This is a genomic window from Cellulomonas wangleii (genome assembly GCF_018388445.1).
Taxonomy (GTDB): domain Bacteria; phylum Actinomycetota; class Actinomycetes; order Actinomycetales; family Cellulomonadaceae; genus Cellulomonas; species Cellulomonas wangleii.
Genome location: NZ_CP074405.1, coordinates 2,397,562 through 2,420,619, shown reverse-complemented (window position 1 = coordinate 2,420,619; position 23,058 = coordinate 2,397,562). Strand labels below are relative to the sequence as shown.

The window sequence follows — 23,058 nt, the reverse complement described above, 5'->3', positions numbered from 1 at the left end:
CGGCGGGACGGGTTGCGGACCGGGGCGCCCCCGGGGGTAGGGTCGTCCCGTGCGCGCACGCTCGCTGCTTCTTCGTCGCCGCGACGGGGCCCTCTAGGCCGGCTCCTCGTCGCGGTGTGTGTCGTGCCCGGCTGACAGCCCGCCGAGACCCGCGATGAAGGACCACCCCATGAGCAGCCAGAGCCCCGCCGTGCCGATGCCCACCGCGGCCGTCGCACCGGCCCCCGCCGCCGGGCGCAACCCGCAGCAGCCCTCGGGCATGCCGGCGCACCGGTACCGCCCGTTCCACGAGCAGATCCGCGTCGATCTCCCCGACCGGACGTGGCCCGACAACCGGATCACCCGCGCACCGCGCTGGTGCGCCGTCGACCTGCGCGACGGCAACCAGGCGCTCATCGAGCCGATGAACCCCGCGCGCAAGCTCGAGATGTTCGAGCTGCTGGTGGACATGGGCTTCAAGGAGATCGAGGTCGGGTTCCCCTCGGCGTCGCAGACCGACTACGACTTCGTGCGGATGCTCATCGAGGAGGGGCGCATCCCGGACGACGTCGTCATCCAGGTGCTCACCCAGGCGCGCGAGCACCTCATCGAGCGCACGTACGAGGCCATCGCCGGTGCCAAGCAGGCGATCGTGCACCTGTACAACTCCACGTCGGTGCTGCAGCGCGAGGTCGTGTTCCGCAGCGACGAGGACGGCATCGCCGACATCGCCGTGTCGGGTGCACGGTTCTGCCGCAAGTACGAGGAGCTGATCCCGGACACCGAGGTGCTGTACGAGTACAGCCCCGAGTCGTACACCGGCACCGAGCTGGAGTACGCGGTGCGTGTGTGCAACGCGGTCCTCGACGTGCTGGAGCCCACGCCGGACCGGCCGGTCATCATCAACCTGCCCGCCACGGTCGAGATGGCCACGCCGAACGTGTACGCCGACTCGATCGAGTGGATGAGCCGGCACCTGCACCACCGCGAGTCGGTCGTGCTCTCGCTGCACCCGCACAACGACCGCGGCACGGCCGTGGCCGCCGCCGAGCTGGGCTACCTGGCCGGCGCGGACCGCATCGAGGGCTGCCTGTTCGGCAACGGCGAGCGCACGGGCAACGTCGACCTCGTCACCCTCGGCATGAACCTCTTCAGCCAGGGGATCGACCCGCAGATCGACTTCTCCGACATCGACCGGATCCGCCGCACCGTCGAGCGCTGCAACCAGATGCCGGTCGCCGAGCGGCACCCGTACGGCGGGGACCTGGTCTTCACGGCCTTCTCGGGGTCCCACCAGGACGCCATCAAGAAGGGCCTCGACGCGATGGAGGCCAAGGCCGCCCGCACGGGCCGCAGCGTCGACGAGGTCGAGTGGGCGGTGCCGTACCTGCCGATCGACCCGAAGGACGTCGGCCGCAGCTACGAGGCGATCATCCGCGTGAACTCCCAGTCCGGGAAGGGCGGGATCTCCTACCTGCTGAAGTCCGAGAAGGACCTGGACCTGCCGCGCCGGCTGCAGATCGAGTTCTCGCAGGTCGTGCAGCGCCACACCGACCAGCACGGCACCGAGGTCACGGCCGACGACCTCTGGTCCATCTTCAGCGACGAGTACCTGCCGGCCCTGCCCGAGGGCCCGCTGGAGCCGTGGGGCCGGTTCGCGCTGCGCGGGACGCGTGCCACGAGCACGGAGGGCGGCCAGGACACCCTCGAGGTGGACCTGGTCGACCGCGGCGTCGAGCGCACGCTGCGCGGCACGGGCAACGGCCCCGTCGCGGCGTTCGTGGCGGCGCTGCGCACGGCGGGCGTCGACGTGGCCGTGCTCGACTACGCCGAGCACGCGCTGTCGGCCGGTGGCGACGCCACCGCTGCCGCGTACGTCGAGTGCGCGATCGGCGACGACATCCTGTGGGGGGTGGGCATCGACCCGTCCATCACGACCGCGTCGCTCAAGGCGATCGTCTCGGCCGTCAACCGGCACGAGCGCTGACGCACCGGCGCGACGCCCGCCCGGTCCCCGCGCGGCGGGGCCCGGGCGGCGCGCGGGCGTGGCTGCCCACGACGTCACCTGCGCGCCGCGGCCGGTCGTGTCGGCGCCGCGGGGGACAATGACCTCGTGAGCCTCTACCGCGACGAGGCGATCGTCCTTCGTACCCACAAGCTGGGGGAGGCCGACCGCATCGTGACCCTCCTGACGCGCGAGCACGGCAAGGTGCGCGCGGTCGGCAAGGGCGTGCGCCGCACCACGTCGCGGTTCGGCTCGCGGCTCGAGCCGTTCATGCACGTCGACGTGCAGCTGAGCACCGGGCGCAACCTCGACGTGGTGACCCAGGTGGAGACGGTCGGGTCGTACGGGCGCCAGGTGTGCGAGGACTACTCCCTGTACACCGTCGGCACCGTGATGCTCGAGACGGCCGAGCGGCTGGTCGAGGCCGAGCGGGAGCCCTCGGTGCAGCAGTACCGGCTGCTGGTGGGGGCCGTGCGGGCGCTCGCGACGCGGGCGCACGCCCCCGGCCTGGTGCTCGACTCCTACCTGCTGCGCGCGCTCGCGGTGGCGGGCTGGGCGCCGAGCTTCACCGACTGCGCCCGCTGCGGTGCGCCGGGTCCGCACCACGCGTTCGCCCCGGCCGTGGGCGGCGCGGTGTGCGGCGCGTGCCGGCCGCCGGGCGCCGCGGCACCGGCCCCCGAGACGTTCGCGCTGCTCGCCGCGCTGCTGTCGGGCGACTGGGCGGTGGCCGACGCGAGCGCCGAGCGGCACCGGGCCGAGGGCAACGGTCTCGTGGCCGTGTTCTGCCAGTTCCACCTCGAGCGCCGGCTGCGTTCGCTGCCGATGGTCGAGCGGGTCTGACGCCACCGCCCGCCGCGGCGCACCGCGCCTCCGGTCGTGGGTGGCACGATGTGGACGTGCCTCGCGAGATCGTCCCGCCCTACCCGCACCCGTCCGGCGCCCGCCCGCCGCAGATCCCGCGGGAGCTGGTGCCGCGGCACGTCGCGGTCGTCATGGACGGCAACGGTCGCTGGGCCAACGCCCGCGGGCTGCCGCGCGTCGAGGGGCACCGCGCCGGGGAGGCCTCGCTGCTGGACGTCGTGGCGGGGGCGATCGAGATCGGCGTGCAGCACGTGTCGGCGTACGCGTTCTCGACCGAGAACTGGTCGCGCTCGCCCGACGAGGTGCGCTTCCTCATGGGCTTCAACCGCGACGTGCTGCGCCGCCGCCGGGACCTCATGGACTCCTGGGGCGTGCGCGTGCGGTGGGCGGGGCGTCGCCCCCGGCTGTGGCGGTCGGTGATCAACGAGCTGGAGACCGCGGAGCGGCAGACGGCGGGCAACTCGACCTGCACCCTGACGATGTGCGTCAACTACGGCGGGCGGGCCGAGATCGCCGACGCCGCGCGTGAGATCGCGCGTGAGGTCGCGGCGGGCCGGCTCAACCCCGAGCGGGTGACCGAGAGGACCGTTCAGCAGCACCTCGACGAGCCCGACCTGCCGGACGTCGACCTGTTCGTGCGGTCGTCGGGGGAGCAGCGCATCTCGAACTTCATGCTGTGGCAGTCGGCGTACGCCGAGCTGGTCTTCCTCGACGAGCCGTGGCCCGACGTGGACCGTCGGCACCTGTGGCGTGCGGTCGAGACGTACGCGCGCCGTGACCGACGGTACGGCGGCGCGGTGGACGCACCCGCCACGTCCTGACGTGTCGGTGGTCGGCCGTACCGTCGTCGCCATGGAGCTGACGATCGGGATGGTCACGGTGGACACGCACGACCCGCAGGCGCTCGCTGCCTGGTGGGCGCAGCGCACGGGCGGGAGCGTCCAGGCCCACGGCGACGACTTCGCGGTCGTCGTGCGCCCCGACGGCGGTCGTCCGGCACTCGGCTTCCAGAAGGTCGACGTCCCCACGCCGGGCAAGAACCGCGTGCACCTCGACCTCGAGGCGCCGGACGCGCAGGCCGCGGTGGCGGAGCTGGTCGCGGCGGGCGCGACGCGCGTCGCGGACCACGGAGAGCCCGACGGGTTCTCCTGGGCGGTGCTCGCCGACCCGCACGGCAACCAGTTCTGCGTGTCGACGGTGCACACCGGCTGACTGCCGGGTCCCGTGCGCGGCGCCCCGGTGGGGTGCTCGCCTCAGTGGTGCTCGGGGACGGCCGCCCGCTCGGTCTGGGCGATCTCGGGTGCCGTCGCAAGGTGCGGCTCGGCGCGCCGGCGACGGCCGACGACCACGGCGCGCGCCACCGCGAGCACGACGAGCGCCAGCGCCGCCACGCCCCACGGGGAGCCGGCGGCGAGCGACAAGGCGCCCCAGACCGCGCCGATCCCGACCGTGCCCCAGATGATCGCCCACATCACGGCCCCGGGGATGGACGCGAGCGTGAAGCGCAGGTAGGGCATGCGCAGGACCCCGGCGCCGACGAACACGGCGGTCTGGACGCCGACGGTGACGTACGCGAGCGTGACCGCGATCCACCCCCACCGGTGCACCAGGGCGACCCCACGACGGGCGGAGGGCGTCGAGGCCACACGGGCCGTGCGCTCGACCGTCCGCTGCCACCACCGCGGGCCGTGACGCCGCTCACCCTCGAAACGTGCACCGCGCTCGACACCGCGGCCCGCCCAGTACGTGAGGTGGGACCGCGCCATCACGATGCCGAAGAGGCACACGAGCGCGACGGCGACGGGCATCCCGTCGAGGCCGTACTCGGCCAGCACCTCGGTCGACGTCATCGTTCGATCGTACGTCCGGCGTCGGGCCGCCTCACCGGCCGGTGGTCCCGGTCCCGCGGGACGTCTCCGGCGCGCAGGCCGGGTCCGTCGCGGGCACGAGGACGTCGTCCGACACGTCCGGGTGCGGGTCGCGCCCGGCAGCCCGACGGCGGGCCACCAGGGGGTGCGCGACCGCCGCGGCCGCGTACAGGACGATCGCGAGCACGACGATCGTCGCGCCCGGCGGCACGTCGTTCCAGTAGGTGATCAGCAGGCCCACGACGCTCACCGTGACCCCGATGCCGCTCGCGAGCAGCATCGTGCGCCCGAACGACCGCGACAGGATCTGGGCCACCGCCACCGGCACGATCATCAGGGCGCTGACCAGCAGCAGCCCCACGACGCGCATCGAGATCGTGACCGTCAGCGCGGCGAGCGCGGCGACGACCATCGACAGCGCCCGCACGGGCAGCCCGCTGGCGCGCGCGAACTCCTCGTCGTGGCTCACCGCGAACAGCGCCCAGCGCAGGCCGACCCCGACCACCAGGACGAGCACCGCCAGCGCCGCGGTCCACCACAGGTCGCCCGTCGACACCGTGGAGATCGACCCGAACAGGTAGCTCATGAGGTTCGCGTTGGTACCGCCGGCGACCTTGATGAGCAGCACCCCGCCGGCGATGCCGCCGTAGAACATGATCGCGAGGGCCAGGTCGCCGCTGGTGCGGCCGCGCTCGCGGACCAGCTCGATGACGACGGACCCGACGAGCGCGGCGACGACCGCACCGGGCACCGCGAGGGCGTCGACGGGGGAGACCGCAGCCCAGCTGCCCACGAGCCAGCCGAGGGCCACCCCCGTGAGCGCGACGTGCCCGATGCCGTCACCCATGAGCGCCATGCGGCGCTGGACGAGGAACGTGCCCACGACGGGTGCCGCCGCACCGACGAGGACGGCCGCGAGGAGCGCACGCTGCATCAGCGGCGAGGCCAGCAGCGTGACCACCTGCTCCCACCCGGTCACGGCGTCATCTCCAGCGTCAGGTCGGGGCCGTCGGTGGGCGGCTCGGGGTCGGCGTGCGGGTGCGTGTGGTCGTGGCCGGCCTCGCCGTGCTCCCCGCGGGCGGGCGGCGGTGGGCCGTCGTGCACGACCCGCCCGTGCCGCAGCACGACCGAGCGGTCGATGAGCGGGGCGAACGGGCCGATCTCGTGCAGGACCACGACGACGGTGGTCCCCGTGTCCCGCAGCCGGGACAACGTGTCGACGAACGTGCGCTGCGTGGGCAGGTCGATGCCGGACGTGGGCTCGTCGAGCACCAGGAGCCGGGGCTCGCGCACCAGGGCGCGCGCGATGAGCACGCGCTGCTGCTGGCCGCCGGACAGCTCTTGCACCCGGCGGTCCCGCAGGTGCGCGACCCCGAGCGCGTCGAGCGCGGCGAGCGCCCGCGGTCGCCGGTCGCGGGGCGGGCGCAGCCGACGGCCGTGCAGCATCCCCGAGACGACGACCTCGAGGGCCGTGGTGGGCACGCCCCCGGCCGCGGCCATCCGCTGCGGCACGTACCCGACGCGGTCCCAGCTCACCTCCGGCCCGAGCGGTGCGCCGAGCAGCCGGATCGTCCCCGACACGTGCGGGACGACGCCCAGCAGCGCCCGGACCAGCGTCGACTTGCCGGACCCGTTGGCGCCCAGCAGTGCGAGCACCTGGCCGGTGGGCACCGCCAGGTCGACGCCGCGGACGATGGGCTGGCCGCCGAGGGTCACGTGGACGCCGGCGGCCTCGATCGCGTTCACGAGCAGGACAATGCCACGCGCAGGGCGTCGAGGTTGGCCTCGGCGATCGAGAAGTAGTCCTGCGAGTCGTCCGTCACACCCTCGATCGGGTCGAGCACGGCCGCCTCGACGCCGAGGTCCGCGGCGAGGGTCTGCGCGACCTTGGGCGACGCGAGCGTCTCGAAGAAGATCGTCGTCACACCCTCGTCGCGCACGACGTCGCCGACCTCCCGCAGTCGCGCCGGGGAGGGCTCGGCCTCCGGGTCGATGCCCGAGATGCCTACCTGCTCCAGGCCGTAGCGGTCCGCGAGGTAGCCGAAGGCCTCGTGCGAGGTGACCAGGACGCGGCGCTCGCAGCTGGCCAGGGCGGCGGCGTACTCCTCGTCGAGGGCGGTCAGACGGTCCACGAGCGCGTCGGCGTTGGCCCGGTAGGTCGCTGCACCGTCGGGGTCGATGTCCGACAGCGCGTCGGCGACCGGCCCGGCGAGGGCGGCCAGGCGTGTCGGGTCGAGCCAGAAGTGGGGGTCGAGGCCGTCGTGGTCGTGCCCGTCGTCCGCGTGCTCGTCATCGGCGTGCTCGTCGTCGGAGTGCCCGTCCTCCGCGTGCCCGTCGTCGTGCGTCGCGGCGCTGTCGAGGTCCGCCCGGTCCGCCGCGTCGACGACGTGCTCGGGCGAGGTCTGCGCGACGGCGTCGTCGACCGAGGGCTGGAAGCCGGACTGGAGGACGACGAGGTCCGCGGCGTCGAGCGCGGCGACCTGCGCGGGCGACAGCTCGACGTCGTGCGGCTCGGCGCCGGGAGGGGTCAGGGAGTCGACGTCGACCCGGTCGCCCCCGACCTCCTCGAGCACCATCTGCAGGGGGTAGAAGGACGCCAGCGCGTGCACCTTCCCGTCGTCCCCCGACGTCGACGCGCAGGCCGACAGCGCGAGGACGGGCGCGACGAGCGCGGCGAGGAGGGCAGGGCGACGGTGGTGCGGGGACATGAGACCGATTCTCAATCCTGTCGAGAACCGTTGTCAAAACAGCGGCGCGGCGGGAAACCGTGTGCGGCGCCCGGTCGGGCGACCGATAACCTGGGCTGCTGTGCCCCGCGGCACCCAGCCGCGGACGTCCTCGACCCAGGAGAAACCCACCGTGGCTGCCGCACCGTCCCGTCTCGAGTCCGTCGTCTCCCTCGCCAAGCGCCGGGGCTTCGTGTTCCCGAGCGGTGAGATCTATGGGGGCACCCGCTCCGCGTGGGACTACGGCCCGCTGGGCGTCGAGCTCAAGGAGAACATCAAGCGCCAGTGGTGGCGCGCGATGGTCACGAGCCGCGACGACATCGTCGGTCTCGACTCCTCGGTCATCCTGCCGCGCCAGGTCTGGGTCGCCTCGGGCCACGTCGGCGTCTTCACGGACCCGCTCACGGAGTGCCTGTCGTGCCACAAGCGGTTCCGTGAGGACCACCTCCTCGAGGAGTTCGAGGAGAAGAAGGGCCGCGCGCCCGAGAACGGCCTCGGCGACATCGCGTGCCCGAGCTGCGGCACGCGCGGGCAGTGGACCGAGCCGCGCGACTTCAACATGATGCTCAAGACCTACCTCGGCGCGGTGGAGGACGAGTCCGGCCTGCACTACCTGCGGCCCGAGACCGCGCAGGGCATCTTCGTGAACTTCAAGAACGTCTACACCGCCGCCCGCATGAAGCCCCCGTTCGGCATCGGGCAGATCGGCAAGTCGTTCCGCAACGAGATCACGCCCGGCAACTTCATCTTCCGCACGCGCGAGTTCGAGCAGATGGAGATGGAGTTCTTCGTCGAGCCCGGCACCGACGAGACGTGGCACCAGTACTGGATCGACACGCGCACCGACTGGTACGTCGACCTCGGCATCGCGCGCGAGAACCTGCGGCACTACGAGCACCCGGCCGAGAAGCTGTCGCACTACTCCAAGCGCACGGTCGACATCGAGTACAAGTTCGGCTTCACCGGCAGCGAGTGGGGCGAGCTCGAGGGCATCGCCAACCGCACCGACTTCGACCTCGGGACGCACTCCGAGCACTCGGGTCAGGACCTGTCGTTCTTCGACCAGGCCAAGAACGAGCGCTACGTGCCGTACGTCATCGAGCCGGCGGCCGGCCTGACGCGCTCGCTCATGGCGTTCCTCGTCGAGTCCTACACCGAGGACGAGGCGCCCAACACCAAGGGCGGGGTCGACAAGCGCACGGTTCTCAAGCTGGACCCGCGCCTCGCCCCGGTCAAGGCCGCGGTGCTGCCGCTGTCGCGCAACGAGCAGCTCAGCCCCAAGGCGCGTGACCTCGCTGCCGAGCTGCGCAAGAACTGGAACGTCGAGTTCGACGACGCCGGCGCGATCGGTCGCCGCTACCGCCGCCAGGACGAGATCGGCACGCCGTTCTGCATCACGGTCGACTTCGACACGCTCGACGACCAGGCGGTGACGATCCGCCACCGCGACGACATGTCGCAGCAGCGTGTCGCGCTCGACCAGGTGACTGGCTACCTGGCGCAGCGGCTCGTCGGGGCCTGACGCCGGCACGACACGACGGCGGTCCTCCCCGGAGGGCCGCCGTCGTCGTCCCCGCACCACCCGCGGACGACGCACCCCTGGCGATCGAGATGTGCGGTCTGCGCACGTCGTCCGTCCTCAGAGCGCGGCGCCCATCGCACGCAGCTCCGCGACGACCTCGTCCACCGCCGGCCCGCCGAGCCACACGCCCAGCTGGCCGGGCGTCACGGGCAGCCCGTTGACGTAGGTCGAGCCGTCGGCGCCGACGAACACCACCCAGGACGCACCCGAGACGGACCCGCCGCGCGGGACGGTCCCGGTCAGGTCGGGGAGCGACGGGTCGCCGGCCACCGCGTAGAGCTGCGCGCCGGTGCCCGAGGGGTCGGGGAACGTCGGGAGCTCGACCACGTGGCGGACCTCCCCGCCCGCGTCGGGGACGCCGTACGAGAAGGTCAGCGCCACCCGGGCTCCGGGCATCCAGGCCGGGACCGCCCCCATCGTGATCTCGAGCGCGTCGCCCGGCACCCCCAGGGACGTCGACGCCTGCGAGGGGTAGCCGTTGCCCGGGCCGTGGTCGCGCACGTCGGCCTGCGCGTCCCACTCGAGCTCCAGCGAGGCGACGCCCGCGTCGGACCCCGGGTCGCCCGCCGCGAACGGGACGCTCGTCCGGGTGCCCCACCGGGATCGACTCGCCCGTCCGGTCGGCCGGGGCGGGATCACCGGGTGGCTGGTGCACGCGCGTCGTCGTCACGACCGGTCAGACGCACGACCGGTACCGCAGGTTGCGTGGCGGGGCGCGCGGTCACCCGGACGGCTGCCGGACGCGGCGCTGAGGCATGCCCGGACGCTACCGTGCGCCCCGCGTGCGCCCCAGCGTGCGCCCCCGCGTGCGCAGCCGTGCGGACCGTACGGACGGTGCGGGCCCGCCCACGGCGGCGCGGCCCGTCGCCCGCGGGCGACAATGGTCGGGTGCTGCCCACCGAGACGACGCCCGACTCCCCGGCCTCCGTGCTCCCCCCGCTGCGGATCGGCCCGATCACCGTCGACACGCCGGTCGTGCTCGCGCCCATGGCCGGCGTCACCAACGCGGCGTTCCGTCGCCTGTGCCGCGAGTCCGGCGCCGGGCTGTACGTCGCCGAGATGCTCACGAGCCGCGCGCTGGTCGAGCGCAGCCCGGAGTCGTTCCGCATCATCGCGTTCGAGCCGGACGAGGTGCCGCGCTCCGTGCAGGTGTACGGGGTCGACCCGGCCACCGTCGGTGCGGCCGTGCGCCTGCTCGTCGAGGAGGACCGCGCCGACCACGTCGACCTCAACTTCGGCTGCCCGGTGCCCAAGGTCACCCGTCGCGGCGGGGGAGCGGTGCTGCCCTGGAAGCGGGACCTGTTCGCGTCCATCGTCCGGGCCGCCGTCGACGCGGCCCGTCCCGCGGGCGTGCCCGTGACCGTCAAGATGCGCAAGGGCATCGACGAGGACCACCTGACGTACGTCGAGGCGGGCCTGACCGCGCAGGACGCGGGCGTCGCCGCCGTGGCCCTGCACGGGCGCACCGCGGCCGACTACTACTCCGGCACGGCCGACTGGGACGCGATCGCGACGCTCAAGCAGGCGGTGACGGACATCCCCGTGCTCGGCAACGGCGACATCTGGTCGGCCGAGGACGCCCTGGCGATGGTCGCCCACACCGGCTGCGACGGCGTGGTCGTCGGGCGCGGCTGCCAGGGCCGGCCGTGGCTCTTCGCCGACCTCGCCGCGGCCTTCGCGGGCTCCGACGCCCGCGTGCGGCCGACGCTCGGTGAGGTCGCCCGCGTGCTGCGGCGTCACGCCGAGCTCATGGTCGACCACTTCGGCGAGGAGTCGAAGGCGCTGCGCGAGATGCGCAAGCACATGGCGTGGTACCTCAAGGGGTACGTGGTCGGCGGGGAGCTGCGCGCGCAGCTCGGGCTCGTGTCGTCGCTGGCCGAGCTCGACGACCTGCTCGCGCGGCTCGACCTCGACCAGCCGTACCCCGGCGACGCGGCCGAGGGGCCGCGTGGTCGTGCGGGCTCGCCCAAGCGCCCGATCCTCCCGTACGGGTGGCTCGACTCCCGCGAGCTGTCCGACGACTTCCGTCGTGACCTGCACGAGGCCGAGCTGTCCGTCTCGGGCGGTTGACGCACCCGGTCGTCCGTCTCGCCGCGCGCGGACGCCCGAGGGCCTGCAGACTGCAGCCCGTGCGGACCATGGGTGTGGAGGAGGAGTACCTGCTGGTGGACGCCGAGGGCGTGCCCACCGGTGTGGCGGAGGCGGCGGTGCGCGCCCACGAGCAGGGCGGCGGGGAGGCCGCCGACGAAGGGCCCCCGGGCGGTGGCCTCGAGAAGGAGCTGCAGGAGCAGCAGGTGGAGACGGGCACGCACCCGTGCCTCGAGCTCGACGAGCTGGCGGTCGAGGTCCGGCAGGGGCGTGCGCGGGCGTCGGCGGCCGCGCTGCAGGCCGACGGTCGGCTCGTCGCCGTCGCGACGTCCCCGATGTCCGGCCCGACGACGCTGTCGCGCGGTGCCCGCTACGAGGCCATGGCGCAGGCGTACGCGCTGACGGTGCGCGAGCAGCTCACCAGCGGCTGCCACGTGCACGTCTCGGTGGCCGACGACGACGAGGGCGTCGCGGTCCTCGACCGCATCGGCCCGTGGCTCCCGGTGCTGCTCGCGCTGAGCGTCAACTCGCCGTACTGGCACGGTGAGGACACGGGGTACTCCTCGATCCGGTCGCAGATGTGGAACCGCTGGCCCACCGCGGGGCCCACGGCGCCGTTCCGCACCGCCGACGCCTACCGGCGGGCCGTCACGGGTCTCGTCGCGTCGGGCGTCGCCCTCGACCCGGCGATGATGTACTTCGACGCCCGCCTCTCGCCGCGGTACCCGACGGTCGAGATCCGGGTGGCCGACGTGTGCCTGCGCGCCGACGACGCCGTCCTGGTGGCGGCGCTGTGCCGCGCGCTGGTGGAGACGGCCTCGCGGCAGGCGGTCGACGGGGTGCCGCCGTCGCACGACCGGGTCGAGCCGTTGCGCGCCGCGACGTGGCGGGCGGCGCGCTCGGGCCTCGGGGGCGACCTGCTGCTGCCGCCCTTCATGACGCCCGTGCCGGCGCGCGACGCGGTGGCGCAGATGCTCGACCACCTGCGCCCGGCGCTGGTCGACAGCGGCGACCTCGCCACGGTGCAGGACCTCCTGGCGCGGCTGTGGCAGCGCGGGACCGGCGCCGACGAGCAGCGTGCGTGGGCACGGGAGGGCGGCCTGCCGGCCGTCGTCGAGAACGCCGTGGCAGCGACCATCGCCTGACGCGCGCACGGCCCGGGCGGCCGCCGCGGCCGTGGCGCGCGTGCGTCAGGGCAGGCGCAGCCAGGCCGTCGTCGCCGCCGGCAGCACGCCGTCGGCGAGCGGGCCGGAGGCCAGCAGCACCTCGGCGTCCAGGGGCAGCGCGACGTCGACGTCGTCGAGGTTGGCCAGCACCACCACGCCGCCGTTGCGGAACGCCAGCACGTGCTCGCGGGCCGGGGAGTCCAGCCACTGCAGGCCGCCGGCGCCGAGGTTCTCGTCGCGACGCAGCCGCAGCGCGGCCCGGTACAGCTCGTACGTCGAGCCCTCGCGCCCGCGCTGGCGGTCGACCGCCAGGTCGGCCCACTCCGCGGGCTGCGGGAGCCACGTCGCACCGGTCGGCGAGAAGCCGAGCCCGGGGGCGTCGCCCTCCCACGGCAGCGGCACCCGGCAGCCGTCGCGGCCGCGCTCGGCGCCGCCCGTGCGGAAGAACGCCGGGTCCTCGCGCAGGTCGTCGTCCAGCGCGGTGTGGTCCGGCAGGCCGAGCTCCTCGCCCTGGTAGACGTACGCCGAGCCGGGCAGCCCGAGCATGAGCAGCGAGGCCGCACGCGCGCGCTGCAGGCCCAGCCCGGCGTCCGGCTGCTCGTCGCCGTGGCCGATGCCGTTCGGCCGGTGGGTCGGGTCGTCGAGCCCCATGCGCGAGGCGTGCCGGACGACGTCGTGGTTCGACAGCACCCACGTGGTGGGCGCCCCGACGGCGTCGTTGGCCTCGTACGAGGCGGTGATGACGCGGCGCAGCGACGGCGCGTGCCACCCCGCGGCCAGGAACGCGAAGTTGAACGACTGGTGCGCCTCGTCGGGCCGCACGTAGCGCGCCAGGCGGCTCAGCGGCTCGACCCACGCCTCGGTGACCATGGCACGGTCGCCGTCGTAGGTGTCGAGGATGCGGCGCCAGGCGCGGTAGATCTCGTGCACGCCCTCCTGGTCGAACATCGGGCCGTGGTTGCCCGAGCCGTCCACGTCGTCGACGGCGTGCGACCCGTCGCTGCCGTCGATCATCGCGACGTGCCCGTCCCAGTCCGGCAGCCCGGGGGCCTTGACCATGCCGTGGGCGACGTCGACGCGGAAGCCGTCGACACCCCGGTCGAGCCAGAATCGCAGCACGTCGGCGAACTCCGCGTGCACCTCGGGGTTGTCCCAGTCGAGATCCGGCTGCTTGCTGTCGAACAGGTGCAGGTACCACTGGCCGGGCGTGCCGTCGGGGTCGGTCGTGCGCGTCCACGCGGGGCCGCCGAAGATCGACTCCCAGTTGTTGGGGGGCAGCTCACCGTGCTCGCCCTTCCCGTCGCGGAAGTGGTAGCGGGCCCGCTCGGGCGACCCGGGGCCGGCCGCCAGCGCGGCCTGGAACCACGCGTGCTCGTCGGACGTGTGGTTCGGCACGAGGTCGACGATCACGCGCAGGCCCAGCTCGTGGGCGCGGGCCACGAGGGCATCGGCGTCCGCGAGCGTGCCGAACAGCGGGTCGACGTCCCGGTAGTCCGCCACGTCGTACCCGGCGTCCGCCTGCGGCGAGCGGTAGAAGGGCGAGAGCCAGACCGCGTCGACCCCGAGCTCGACGAGGTGGTCGAGACGCGCCGTCACACCCGGCAGGTCGCCGATGCCGTCGCCCGAGGCGTCCGCGAACGAGCGCGGGTAGACCTGGTAGATCACGGCGTGGCGCCACCACTCGGTGCGGGTGTCGGGCCGGTGTGCGACGAGGTCGGGGGTGAGTGCCGCGAGGGTCACGGATGGCCTTCCTGAGGGGGCAGGGGAGCAGTGCTACGAGGAGGTGGTGCGGGTGGCCGCGGGCGCGCGGAGGCGCGGGGGCGCCCGGCCGCGGGCGCGACAGCTCAGCGTGCGGCGGACGCGACGGCGCCGGTGTCGTCCGTGGCGGGCGGGGCGCTCGCGGGCGCGGTGCCCGTCGACCCGCGCACGACCAGCTCGGGGTGGAACAGCATCTCGGTGCGCGGGGCCGCGCTCCCGGTGATCTCGGCGACGAGCGCCGAGACGGCCGCGTGCCCCATCGCGGGCACGGGCTGCCGGACGGTCGTCAGCGGCGGGTCGGTGAACGCGATCAGCGGCGAGTCGTCGAACCCGACGACGGACACGTCCTCGGGCACGCGCAGCCCCAGGGAGCGGGCGGCGCGCACGGCACCGAGCGCCATGAGGTCCGATCCGCACACCACGGCGGTGTGCCCGGACTCGAACAGCTGGGTCGCTGCCGCCCGGCCGCCCTCCACGGTGAACAGGGTGGACACGACGTGGGCCTCGGGGTCGGTGACGCCCAGGCGCTGCTCGATGAGCGTGGCGAAGGCGTCGCGCTTACGCTGCGAAGGGACGAACCGCGTAGGCCCGACGGCCAGCCCGATCGCGCGGTGACCGAGGGAGTGCAGGTGACGCAGCGCCTGATCCATCGCGGCGGTGTCGTCGGTCGACACGGCTGGGGCGTCGACGCCCTCGGCGTACCCGTTGACCAGCACCAGGGGGACACCCCGGCCGCGCAGGCGGTGGTACCGGTCCTTGCTGGCCGCGGTGTCGGCATGCAGGCCGGACACGAAGACGATGCCGTCCACGCCGTGGTCCAGCAGCAGCTCGACGTACTGGTCCTCCGTGGTGCCGCCGGGGGACTGGGTGCACAGCAGCGGGGTGTACCCGCGGTCGCTGAGCATGGTCTCGATGACCTGGGCGAAGGCGGGGAAGACGGGGTTGGACAGCTCGGGGACGATGAGCCCGACGAGGCCGGCGGAGCGCATGCGCAGCTTCTCGGGCCGCTCGTAGCCGAGCATGTCCAGGGCCGTCAGCACGGCCTGGCGTGCCTGGGCGGAGACGCCGGGCTTGCCGTTGAGCACGCGCGACACGGTGGCGGTGCTGACCCCGGCCTGCTCGGCCAGGTCCGTGAGTCGTGTGCGCACAGTCGGCAGCGTAGTCGGGGGCACCGGACCTCCTCGTCCCGTCGCGCGGTGGATCTCCGCGGCCTGCGTGAAACTGGAACCTGAAAGTTACCGTAACGACTTGCAAGGAGGGCTGCAACGCGCATACCGTTTCAGCAACGGCCGACAACGGTGATGCGCCGGACGTCGGGCAGGTCGAACGACACATCAGGAGACAACAAGATGCGACGAGGCATCCCGGCCGCTGCGTTCACGCTCGGCCTCGCGCTGACGCTCACGGCGTGCAGCGGTTCCAGCGACGAGCCTTCGGGCGACGCCACCACCGGCTCGGCCGGTTCGGGTGACGCGCTCGTGGTCTGGGTCGACGAGACCCGGCAGGCTGCGGTCGAGCAGGCCGCCGAGGCGTTCGAGTCCGAGAACGACGTCGACGTCGAGGTGGTGCTCAAGAACTTCGAGGACATCCGCGCCGACTTCCTGGCGCAGGTCCCGACCGGTGAGGGCCCCGACATCACGGTCGGCGCGCACGACTGGCTCGGCGAGTTCACCACCAACGGCGTGGTGGCCCCCATCGAGCTGGGCGACAAGACCGCCGACTTCGAGGAGGTCGCGATCGAGGCCTTCACGCAGGACGGCCAGGTCTACGGCCTGCCGTACGCGATCGAGAACGTCGCGCTGATCCGCAACACCGCGCTGGCCGCCACGGCGCCGGCGACGTGGGACGAGGCGATCGCCGCGGGCCAGGCCGCCGGCACGCTGTACCCGTTCCTCATCCAGACCGGGACCGAGGGCGACCCCTACACGTACTACCCGCTCCAGACGTCCTTCGGAGCCCCCGTCTTCGTGCAGAACGACGACGGCTCCTACTCCACGGAGCTGGGCATGGGCGGCGCGCAGGGCCAGGCGTTCGCGACGTGGCTGCAGACGCAGGGCCAGGCGGGCGTGCTGTCCACCGACATCACGTACGACATCGCCGTCGAGGCGTTCAAGAACGGTGAGTCGCCGTTCATCATCGGCGGTCCGTGGATGATCGAGCAGTTCGGCGACCTCGAGCTGTCGATCGACGCCATCCCGTCCGCGGGTGGTGAGCTCGCCCAGCCGTTCGTGGGCGTGCAGGGCTTCTACGTGTCGGCGCAGAGCGAGAACGCGCTGCTCGCGAACGACTTCCTCGTCAACTCCATGGCGACGGACGAGGCGCAGCTCGCGCTGTACGAGGCCGGCAACCGTCCGCCGGCCCTGAAGTCGGCCGCCGAGCAGGCGTCCGCGGACCCGATCACCGCCGGCTTCGCGGCCGTCGGCGCCGAGGCCGTGCCGATGCCGTCGATCCCCGAGATGGGCTCGGTCTGGGCCTTCTGGGGAGTCACCGAGGCGAACATCATCTCCGGCGCGGCCGAGCCCGTGGCCGCCTGGGACAAGATGATCGCCGACATCCAGGGAGCGATCGGCTCCTGACCCGACACCGGCCGTACCGCGGGAGCCGTCCCGCGGTACGGCCGACCCGGTCCGCGGACCGTCCGCGGGCCACCGTCCCGGCGCACCGACGCGCCGACCGACTGCACGGAAGGCGCGCGATGGCCACGCACCCCACCCTCGCCGGTGACACCACGGACCCCTCCGGGGCCGCGGGCGGACCGACCCCCGGGACCTCCGGTCCCGTGGTGACCGACCACGGGCGTCGCCCGCGGGAACCGTTCCGTGTCGGCGTGCTCGTGAAGATCGCGCTCATGGCGGTCGTCAACGCGCTGGGCGTGTACGGGATCCTGGCCGCCTGGCGCGAGGGTCACATGGGGATCCTCGCGGCCATGGTGGTCCTGGTCCTCGTCGCCGACTGGGTGTACTTCTCGCGGCGCACGCTGCCGCTGAAGTACGTCCTGCCCGGCCTGGCGTTCCTGCTCGTGTTCCAGGTCTACGTGGTCGGGTACACGGGATGGGTCGCCTTCACCAACTACGGCGACGGGCACAACTCGACGAAGGAGCAGGCCGTCGAGGCGCTGCTCATCCAGAACGAGCGCCGCGTCGAGGGCTCGGCGACCTACCCCCTCACCGTCATCGAGCGGGGCGGGCAGCTCGGCTTCGCCATCGTCGAGGACGGCGAGGCGCAGGTCGGCACGGCCGAGGAGCCGCTGCGGGTGGACGACGCCGCGACCGTGGACGACGGCCGCGTGACCGAGGTCCCCGGTGCCACCGTGCTCAGCCGGCAGGAGGTCCTCGCGCGCCAGGGTGACGTCACCAAGCTGCGGGTCCCGCTGTCCGACGACCCGGAGGACGGCTCGATCCGGACGCAGGACGCCCGCACCGGCTTCGTGTCCATCCCGTCCCTCGAGTGGGACCCCGAGGCCGACACGATGACCGACGTCACGACGGGCACGGTGTACCGCGCCACGTCGGACGGCACGTTCCGCTCCGACGACGGCCAGCAGCTCAACGTCGGCTGGCGCGTCATGGTCGGCCTGGACAACTTCAAGACCGCCTTCGCGGACGAGCGCTACGCCGGACCGTTCGTGAAGATCCTGCTGTGGACCTTCGCGTTCGCGATCCTGTCCGTCGTCTCGACGTTCCTGCTCGGGCTCTTCCTCGCCATCACGTTCAACGACACGCGGTTGCGCGGCCGCAAGATCTACCGGACGCTGCTGATCTTCCCGTACGCGATCCCGGCCTTCCTCGCCGCTCTGCTGTGGTCCGGCATGCTGAACCGGTCGTACGGCTTCATCAACCAGGTGCTGCTCGGGGGAGCGGCGATCCCGTGGCTCACGGACCCCTGGCTGGCCAAGCTCTCGGTCCTGGGTGTCAACCTGTGGCTCGGCTTCCCGTACATGTTCCTCATCTGCACGGGGGCGCTGCAGTCGCTGCCGGCCGACGTGCTCGAGGCCGCGAAGGTCGACGGGGCCAGCGCGATGCGCACGTGGCGCTCCGTCACGCTGCCGCTGCTGCTGGTCTCGACGGCACCGCTGCTCATCTCGTCGTTCGCGTTCAACTTCAACAACTTCACCCTGATCTACATGCTGACCAAGGGTGGACCGCGGTTCCCCGACGCGTCGGTGCCGCTCGGCCACACCGACATCCTCATCTCGATGGTGTACTCCGTGTCCGGGCTGGACGGGACGGCGGCGAAGAACTACGGGTTGGCGTCAGCGCTGTCCATCGTGATCTTCGTGATCGTCGCGACCATCTCCGCGATCACGTTCAAGCGGACGAAGCAGTTCGAGGAGATCAACTGACATGGCCACCACCGACGTCACGCTCCCGACCCGCACCCCCTCGAGCGCGGCGCAGCCGCGCATGCGTCCCGCCCGCTGGCTCCGTGAGCTGGGGTGGCGGCACGTCGTCGGCGTGCTCTTCGTCCTCTACGCGATGTTCCCGATCGTCTACGTGATCTCGGCGTCGCTCTCCGAGGGCGGGACGCTGACCGGCTCCAACGAGCTGTTCTCGTCCGTCAGCACCGCGAACTACGAGGCGCTCGGCGGGACGCTGTTCTGGACCTGGCTCGCCAACTCGTTGCAGATCGCGATCGCGACCGGGGTCGGCACGGTGCTCATGGGAGCGGCGGCCGCCTACGCGTTCTCGCGCTTCCGGTTCACCGGGCGGCGTGCCGGCCTGACGGCCCTGCTGATCGTCCAGATGTTCCCGCAGATGCTCGCGTTCGTCGCGATCTTCCTGCTGCTGATCGCGCTGGGCAACGTCGTGCCGGTGCTCGGCCTCAACAGCAAGCTCGCCCTGATCGCGGTGTACCTGGGTGGCGCGCTCGGCGTGAACACCTTCCTCATGTACGGGTTCTTCAACACCGTCCCGCGCGAGCTCGACGAGGCGGCGAAGATCGACGGCGCGACGCACGCCCAGACGTACTGGACGATCATCCTGCGGCTGGTCACGCCGATCCTGGCCGTCGTCGCGCTGCTGTCCTTCATCAGCACCTTCGGCGAGTTCATCATCGCCCGGCTCGTGCTGCAGTCGGAGGCGAACTGGACGGTCGCCGTGGGGCTGTACGGCTGGGTGTCCGCGCTGCTCGAGGCCAACTGGGGTCTGTTCGCCGCCGGTGCCGTCATCTCGGCGCTGCCCGTGCTCGTCCTGTTCCTCTTCCTGCAGAAGTACATCGTGGGCGGGCTGACGGCGGGCGCCGTCAAGGGCTGAGCACGCGGGCCCCGGACATCTACGCTGGGCACGTGACAGCACTCGACCACCTCGCCCCCGACGTCGACGGGTACGCCGACGCCGACCGGGAGCGGTGGGTGCACGAGGGGGTCAAGTCGCGCGAGCGCACGCCGTTCGAGCGCGACCGGGCCCGGCTCGTGCACTCCTCGGCGCTGCGGCGGCTCGGCGCCAAGACCCAGGTGCTGGGCCCGTCCTCGGACGACTTCGTGCGCACGCGCCTGACGCACACGCTCGAGGTGGCGCAGGTCGGGCGCGAGATCGGCAAGGCGCTGGGGTGCGACCCCGACGTCGTCGACAGCGCGTGCCTCGCGCACGACCTGGGTCACCCGCCCTTCGGGCACAACGGCGAGCGGGCGCTGGCCGAGCTGGCGCGCGGCATCGGCGGCTTCGAGGGCAACGCCCAGACGCTGCGGCTGCTCACGCGGCTGGACCCCAAGGTGGTCGCGCCCGACGGCCGGTCCGTCGGGCTGAACCTCACGCGCGCCAGCCTCGACGCGTCGGTCAAGTACCCGTGGCGCTACGGTCAGGGGCCGATCAGCCCCGCCAGCGGTCGCCCGACCCACAAGTTCGGGGTCTACGAGGACGACCTGCCCGCGTTCGAGTGGCTGCGCGCCGACGCGCCCGCGGGCCGCAAGTGCCTCGAGGCCCAGGTCATGGACCTGGCCGACGACATCTCGTACTCCGTGCACGACGTCGAGGACGCGGTCGTCGGCGGCCGGCTCGACCTGGGCGTGCTGACGCGCCCCGACGAGCGGGCGCGCGTCGTGGAGGCCGTGGACACCTGGTACGGGGCGCAGGTCACCGGCGCGGAGCTCGAGGCCGCCATGGACCGCCTCGTCGCCGCGCGGCTGTGGGAGGCGGGGTTCGACGGGTCGCGGCGTGCGCTGGCCGTGCTCAAGGACGCGACGAGCCAGCTCATCGGCCGGTTCGCCAAGGCGGCCCAGCAGGCGACGCGGGCCCGCTACGGCGACGGTCCGCTCACCCGTTACGCCGCCGAGCTCGTCGTGCCGCACGACACGCTCGCGGAGATCCTCGTGCTCAAGGGCCTGGCCGTCGCGTACGTCATGGCGCCCCGGGAGCTCGAGCCGCTGTACCAGCGCCAGCGCGAGATCCTCACCGACCTCGTGCACGTGCTCACCGACCGCGGGCCGGACGCCCTGGAGCCGCCGTTCGCCGCGGACTGGCGCGCGGCCGACGACGACGCCGGTCGCCTGCGCGTCGTCGTCGACCAGGTCGCCTCCCTGACGGACGTGTCGGCGGTCGGGCTGCACGCCCGGCTGGTGCACCCGCCGCGGCACTGAGCCGCCGTCAGTCGCCGGCGTCCAGCGGCCAGACGGGCCGGACCTCGATCCGCCCGGCGCGGGCCATGGGGTGCGCCGCGGCGACCGCCAGGGCCTCGTCCAGGTCCGCGGCCTCGATGACGTCGTACCCCGCGATCTGCTCACGGGTCTCGGCGAACGGTCCGTCGGTCAGGACGACCCGGTCGCCCCGGCGGCGGACCGTCGTGGCCGCCTCGACGGGACGCAGCCGGTCGCCGTGCCGCCAGATGCCGCGGGCGTCCACGTCGGCGCCCCACTGCTCGATCGTCAGGTCGTCGGGTGCGGGCTGCTCACCCTCGGGGTCGGTGCAGATGAAGAGCAGGTACTCCATGTCGGCCTCCTCGTGCCGGGCGCGGATCGCCCGTCACCGCCATGACGCGCGGCGCGCAGGACATTCGACACCATGCGGACGCCCACGGCGAGGGGCGTCCTGGACGCGTCCGGGCAGGTCCCGCGGACGCCTAGACTCACGCACGTGGCCGGACGGATTCTGCGGGAGGACGTGGAGGCCGTCCGTGAGCGTGTGCACATCGAGGAGGTCGTCGGCGCGCACGTGGCGCTGCGGCCCGCGGGTGTCGGCTCCCTGAAGGGCCTGTGCCCCTTCCACGACGAGCGGTCGCCGTCGTTCCACGTGCGCCCCCAGGTGGGCCGGTACCACTGCTTCGGGTGCGGTGAGGGCGGCGACGTCATCGCGTTCGTCCAGAAGGTCGACGGCCTGGGGTTCACGGACGCCGTGGAGTACCTGGCCTCACGGGCGGGCATGCAGCTGCGGTACGAGGAGGGCGGAGGCCCGTCGCGCCCCGGCGAGGAGCCCGGACGGCGTCGGCGTCTGCTCGACGCGCACCGCATCGCCGAGGAGTTCTACCGCGAGCAGCTCGTGCAGCCGCAGGCAGCCGCCGCCCGGGCCTTCCTCGCCGAGCGGGGCTTCGACCGCTCCGCCGCCGACGACTTCGGTGTCGGGTTCGCCCCGCAGGGCTGGGACGCGCTGCTGCGGCACCTGCGCGGGCGGGGGTTCACCGAGGCCGAGCTGACGGCCTCCGGGCTCGTCAGCCAGGGCCAGCGGGGCATCTACGACCGGTTCCGCGGCCGCCTGGTGTGGCCCATCCGCGAGGTCACGGGGGAGACGGTCGGGTTCGGCGCCCGGCGCCTCTTCGACGAGGACAACGGCCCGAAGTACCTCAACACCCCCGAGACGCCGCTGTACCGCAAGTCCCACGTGCTCTACGGCATCGACCTGGCGAAGCGGGAGATCGCCCGCGAGAAGCAGGTGGTCGTGGTCGAGGGCTACACCGACGTGATGGCCATGCACCTGTCCGGGGTGCGCACCGCGGTCGCCACGTGCGGCACGGCGTTCGGGCCGGACCACGCCCGGATCGTGCGGCGCCTCGTCGGTGACTCCGGCGGTGCCGCCGGCGTGCAGCTCGCGGGCGGCTCGTCCGTGGGCGGCGAGATCGTCTTCACGTTCGACGGCGACGCCGCCGGCCAGAAGGCCGCCCTGCGCGCGTTCGGCGAGGACCAGGCGCTCACCGCCCAGACGTTCGTCGCCGTCGAGCCGTCCGGCATGGACCCGTGCGACCTGCGCCAGGCCCGTGGGCCGGACGCCGTGCGTGCGCTCGTGTCCTCCCGGCAGCCGCTGTTCGAGTTCGTCATCCGCTCGACGCTCGCCGCGCACGACCTGCGGACCGCCGAGGGGCGCGTGGCGGCCCTGCGTGCCACGGCTCCGGTCGTGGCGGGGATCCGCGACTCCGCCCTGCGCCCGGAGTACGAGCGCCTGCTGGCGGGCTGGTTGGGCATGGACGACGTCACGGGGGTGCGCCGTGCCGTCGCCGACGCCGCCCGCCGCGGGCCGCGGCCGGGCGCGCGACCGACGGAGCGCGACGCGGGACGCCGGTCCGGGGAGGCGGGACCGACACCCGTGCCCGTGGCGCGCATGGCGGCACCGGACCGGAGGGACCCCGTCGCCCAGGTGGAGCGGACGGCGCTCGAGGTGGTCCTGCAGCACCCGACGCTGGTCCCGCCGGAGTTCGACCAGCTCGCACCGGACGCCTGCACCGCACCGGCCTACCGGGCGGTGCACGAGGCCGTGCGCGCGGCTGGGGGCGTCGCGGCCGCGCAGGGGGTCGTGGCCGCGGGCGGCGGGACGGCGTGGGTCGGGGCCGTGATCGACGAGGCCGCCGAGCCCGTGCACGCGCTGCTGACCGAGCTGTCGGTCGCGCCCCTGCCCGAGGACCGACCCGACGCCCTGCCGGCGTACGTGCGCGGCGTGGTGCTGCGCCTGGTGGACATCGGGATCACGCGCCGCATCGCGGACGTCCGGGGCAGGTTGCAGCGCCTGGGCGCCGACGCCGACCCCGCCGAGCAGCGCGCCCTGCTGGGTGAGCTCATGGAGCTCGAGGCACAGCGCCGGTCGTTGCGCAGCGCCTGACCGCGCGG

20 protein-coding genes are annotated in these 23,058 nt (G+C 73.3%); 12 read left to right on the top strand and 8 right to left on the bottom strand.

Annotated elements, in window-relative coordinates:
* The first annotated feature begins 169 nt into the window (after nt 1-169).
* The 4 genes from leuA (at nt 170) to KG103_RS11165 (ending at nt 4,057) form a co-directional block, all read left to right on the top strand.
* Nucleotides 170-1,966: a 2-isopropylmalate synthase gene (gene leuA / locus KG103_RS11180; protein WP_372434902.1), complete on the top strand. Its 1,797-nt coding sequence runs from the start codon at nt 170-172 to the stop codon at nt 1,964-1,966.
* Nucleotides 1,967-2,092: 126 nt separating this feature from the next.
* Complete coding sequence (recO, locus tag KG103_RS11175; RefSeq protein ID WP_207341066.1) at nt 2,093-2,824, top strand: DNA repair protein RecO; 732 nt, start codon at nt 2,093-2,095, stop codon at nt 2,822-2,824.
* Nucleotides 2,825-2,880: 56 nt separating this feature from the next.
* A complete protein-coding gene (locus tag KG103_RS11170) occupies nt 2,881-3,666 on the top strand; it encodes an isoprenyl transferase (RefSeq protein ID WP_207341067.1) in 786 nt (261 codons plus the stop codon).
* A 31-nt stretch (nt 3,667-3,697) separates the two neighbouring features.
* Nucleotides 3,698-4,057 (top strand): VOC family protein, encoded by a 360-nt coding sequence (locus tag KG103_RS11165; RefSeq protein WP_207341068.1) that lies wholly within the window; start codon nt 3,698-3,700, stop codon nt 4,055-4,057.
* Between the two features lie 41 nt (nt 4,058-4,098).
* Here KG103_RS11165 and KG103_RS11160 read toward each other — a convergent pair whose 3' ends face one another.
* The 4 genes from KG103_RS11160 to KG103_RS11145 are packed head-to-tail and all read right to left on the bottom strand — an operon-like array spanning nt 4,099 to nt 7,421.
* Nucleotides 4,099-4,695, bottom strand: a complete 597-nt coding sequence (locus KG103_RS11160) for a DedA family protein (RefSeq protein WP_207341069.1) — start codon at nt 4,693-4,695, stop codon at nt 4,099-4,101.
* A 31-nt stretch (nt 4,696-4,726) separates the two neighbouring features.
* Nucleotides 4,727-5,692 carry a metal ABC transporter permease gene (locus KG103_RS11155; RefSeq protein WP_249670555.1) on the bottom strand — a complete coding sequence of 322 codons (966 nt, stop codon included), beginning with the start codon at nt 5,690-5,692 and terminating at the stop codon, nt 4,727-4,729.
* Nucleotides 5,689-6,459, bottom strand: coding sequence for a metal ABC transporter ATP-binding protein (locus tag KG103_RS11150; protein ID WP_207341070.1), 771 nt, complete (start codon nt 6,457-6,459; stop codon nt 5,689-5,691). The genes KG103_RS11155 and KG103_RS11150 overlap by 4 nt, the downstream gene beginning before the upstream one ends.
* Nucleotides 6,456-7,421: a metal ABC transporter substrate-binding protein gene (locus KG103_RS11145; RefSeq protein ID WP_207341071.1), complete on the bottom strand. Its 966-nt coding sequence runs from the start codon at nt 7,419-7,421 to the stop codon at nt 6,456-6,458. Before KG103_RS11145 ends, KG103_RS11150 begins: the two co-directional genes overlap by 4 nt.
* 151 nt (nt 7,422-7,572) lie before the next feature.
* Here KG103_RS11145 and KG103_RS11140 point away from each other — a divergent pair, with 151 nt between their 5' ends.
* Nucleotides 7,573-8,961, top strand: coding sequence for a glycine--tRNA ligase (locus KG103_RS11140; RefSeq protein WP_207341072.1), 1,389 nt, complete (start codon nt 7,573-7,575; stop codon nt 8,959-8,961).
* Between the two features lie 117 nt (nt 8,962-9,078).
* Here KG103_RS11140 and KG103_RS11135 read toward each other — a convergent pair whose 3' ends face one another.
* On the bottom strand, nt 9,079-9,660 hold the full coding sequence (locus tag KG103_RS11135; protein WP_207341073.1) for a hypothetical protein: 582 nt from the start codon (nt 9,658-9,660) through the stop codon (nt 9,079-9,081).
* Between the two features lie 252 nt (nt 9,661-9,912).
* Here KG103_RS11135 and dusB point away from each other — a divergent pair, with 252 nt between their 5' ends.
* Both dusB and KG103_RS11125 read left to right on the top strand, forming a co-directional pair.
* Nucleotides 9,913-11,091, top strand: coding sequence for a tRNA dihydrouridine synthase DusB (dusB, locus tag KG103_RS11130; RefSeq protein WP_207341265.1), 1,179 nt, complete (start codon nt 9,913-9,915; stop codon nt 11,089-11,091).
* Between the two features lie 68 nt (nt 11,092-11,159).
* On the top strand, nt 11,160-12,254 hold the full coding sequence (locus tag KG103_RS11125; protein WP_207341266.1) for a carboxylate-amine ligase: 1,095 nt from the start codon (nt 11,160-11,162) through the stop codon (nt 12,252-12,254).
* Between the two features lie 45 nt (nt 12,255-12,299).
* Here the strand turns inward: KG103_RS11125 and KG103_RS11120 are convergent, their stop codons facing one another.
* Together KG103_RS11120 and KG103_RS11115 are read right to left on the bottom strand one after the other, a co-directional pair.
* Nucleotides 12,300-14,015 (bottom strand): glycoside hydrolase family 13 protein, encoded by a 1,716-nt coding sequence (locus tag KG103_RS11120; RefSeq protein ID WP_207341074.1) that lies wholly within the window; start codon nt 14,013-14,015, stop codon nt 12,300-12,302.
* A 104-nt stretch (nt 14,016-14,119) separates the two neighbouring features.
* The gene (locus tag KG103_RS11115) at nt 14,120-15,181 is read right to left on the bottom strand and encodes a LacI family DNA-binding transcriptional regulator (RefSeq protein WP_249670554.1); all 1,062 of its coding nucleotides are present in this window, start codon (nt 15,179-15,181) and stop codon (nt 14,120-14,122) included.
* Between the two features lie 201 nt (nt 15,182-15,382).
* On the opposite strand from KG103_RS11115, the gene KG103_RS11110 reads away from it, so the two are divergent.
* The 4 genes from KG103_RS11110 (at nt 15,383) to KG103_RS11095 (ending at nt 20,607) form a co-directional block, all read left to right on the top strand.
* A complete protein-coding gene (locus KG103_RS11110; RefSeq protein ID WP_207341076.1) occupies nt 15,383-16,609 on the top strand; it encodes a sugar ABC transporter substrate-binding protein in 1,227 nt (408 codons plus the stop codon).
* Nucleotides 16,610-16,728: 119 nt separating this feature from the next.
* Nucleotides 16,729-18,375: an ABC transporter permease subunit gene (locus KG103_RS11105; RefSeq protein WP_207341077.1), complete on the top strand. Its 1,647-nt coding sequence runs from the start codon at nt 16,729-16,731 to the stop codon at nt 18,373-18,375.
* A gap of 1 nt (nt 18,376) precedes the next feature.
* Nucleotides 18,377-19,285, top strand: a complete 909-nt coding sequence (locus KG103_RS11100) for a sugar ABC transporter permease (protein ID WP_207341078.1) — start codon at nt 18,377-18,379, stop codon at nt 19,283-19,285.
* 32 nt (nt 19,286-19,317) lie between these two features.
* On the top strand, nt 19,318-20,607 hold the full coding sequence (locus KG103_RS11095) for a deoxyguanosinetriphosphate triphosphohydrolase (protein ID WP_207341079.1): 1,290 nt from the start codon (nt 19,318-19,320) through the stop codon (nt 20,605-20,607).
* A 7-nt stretch (nt 20,608-20,614) separates the two neighbouring features.
* On the opposite strand, the gene KG103_RS11090 is transcribed toward KG103_RS11095, so the two are convergent.
* The gene (locus KG103_RS11090; protein ID WP_207341080.1) at nt 20,615-20,956 is read right to left on the bottom strand and encodes a YciI family protein; all 342 of its coding nucleotides are present in this window, start codon (nt 20,954-20,956) and stop codon (nt 20,615-20,617) included.
* A 144-nt stretch (nt 20,957-21,100) separates the two neighbouring features.
* Between KG103_RS11090 and dnaG the strand changes: the two genes are divergently transcribed.
* Nucleotides 21,101-23,050, top strand: a complete 1,950-nt coding sequence (dnaG, locus tag KG103_RS11085) for a DNA primase (RefSeq protein WP_207341081.1) — start codon at nt 21,101-21,103, stop codon at nt 23,048-23,050.
* The last annotated feature ends 8 nt before the right edge of the window (nt 23,051-23,058 follow it).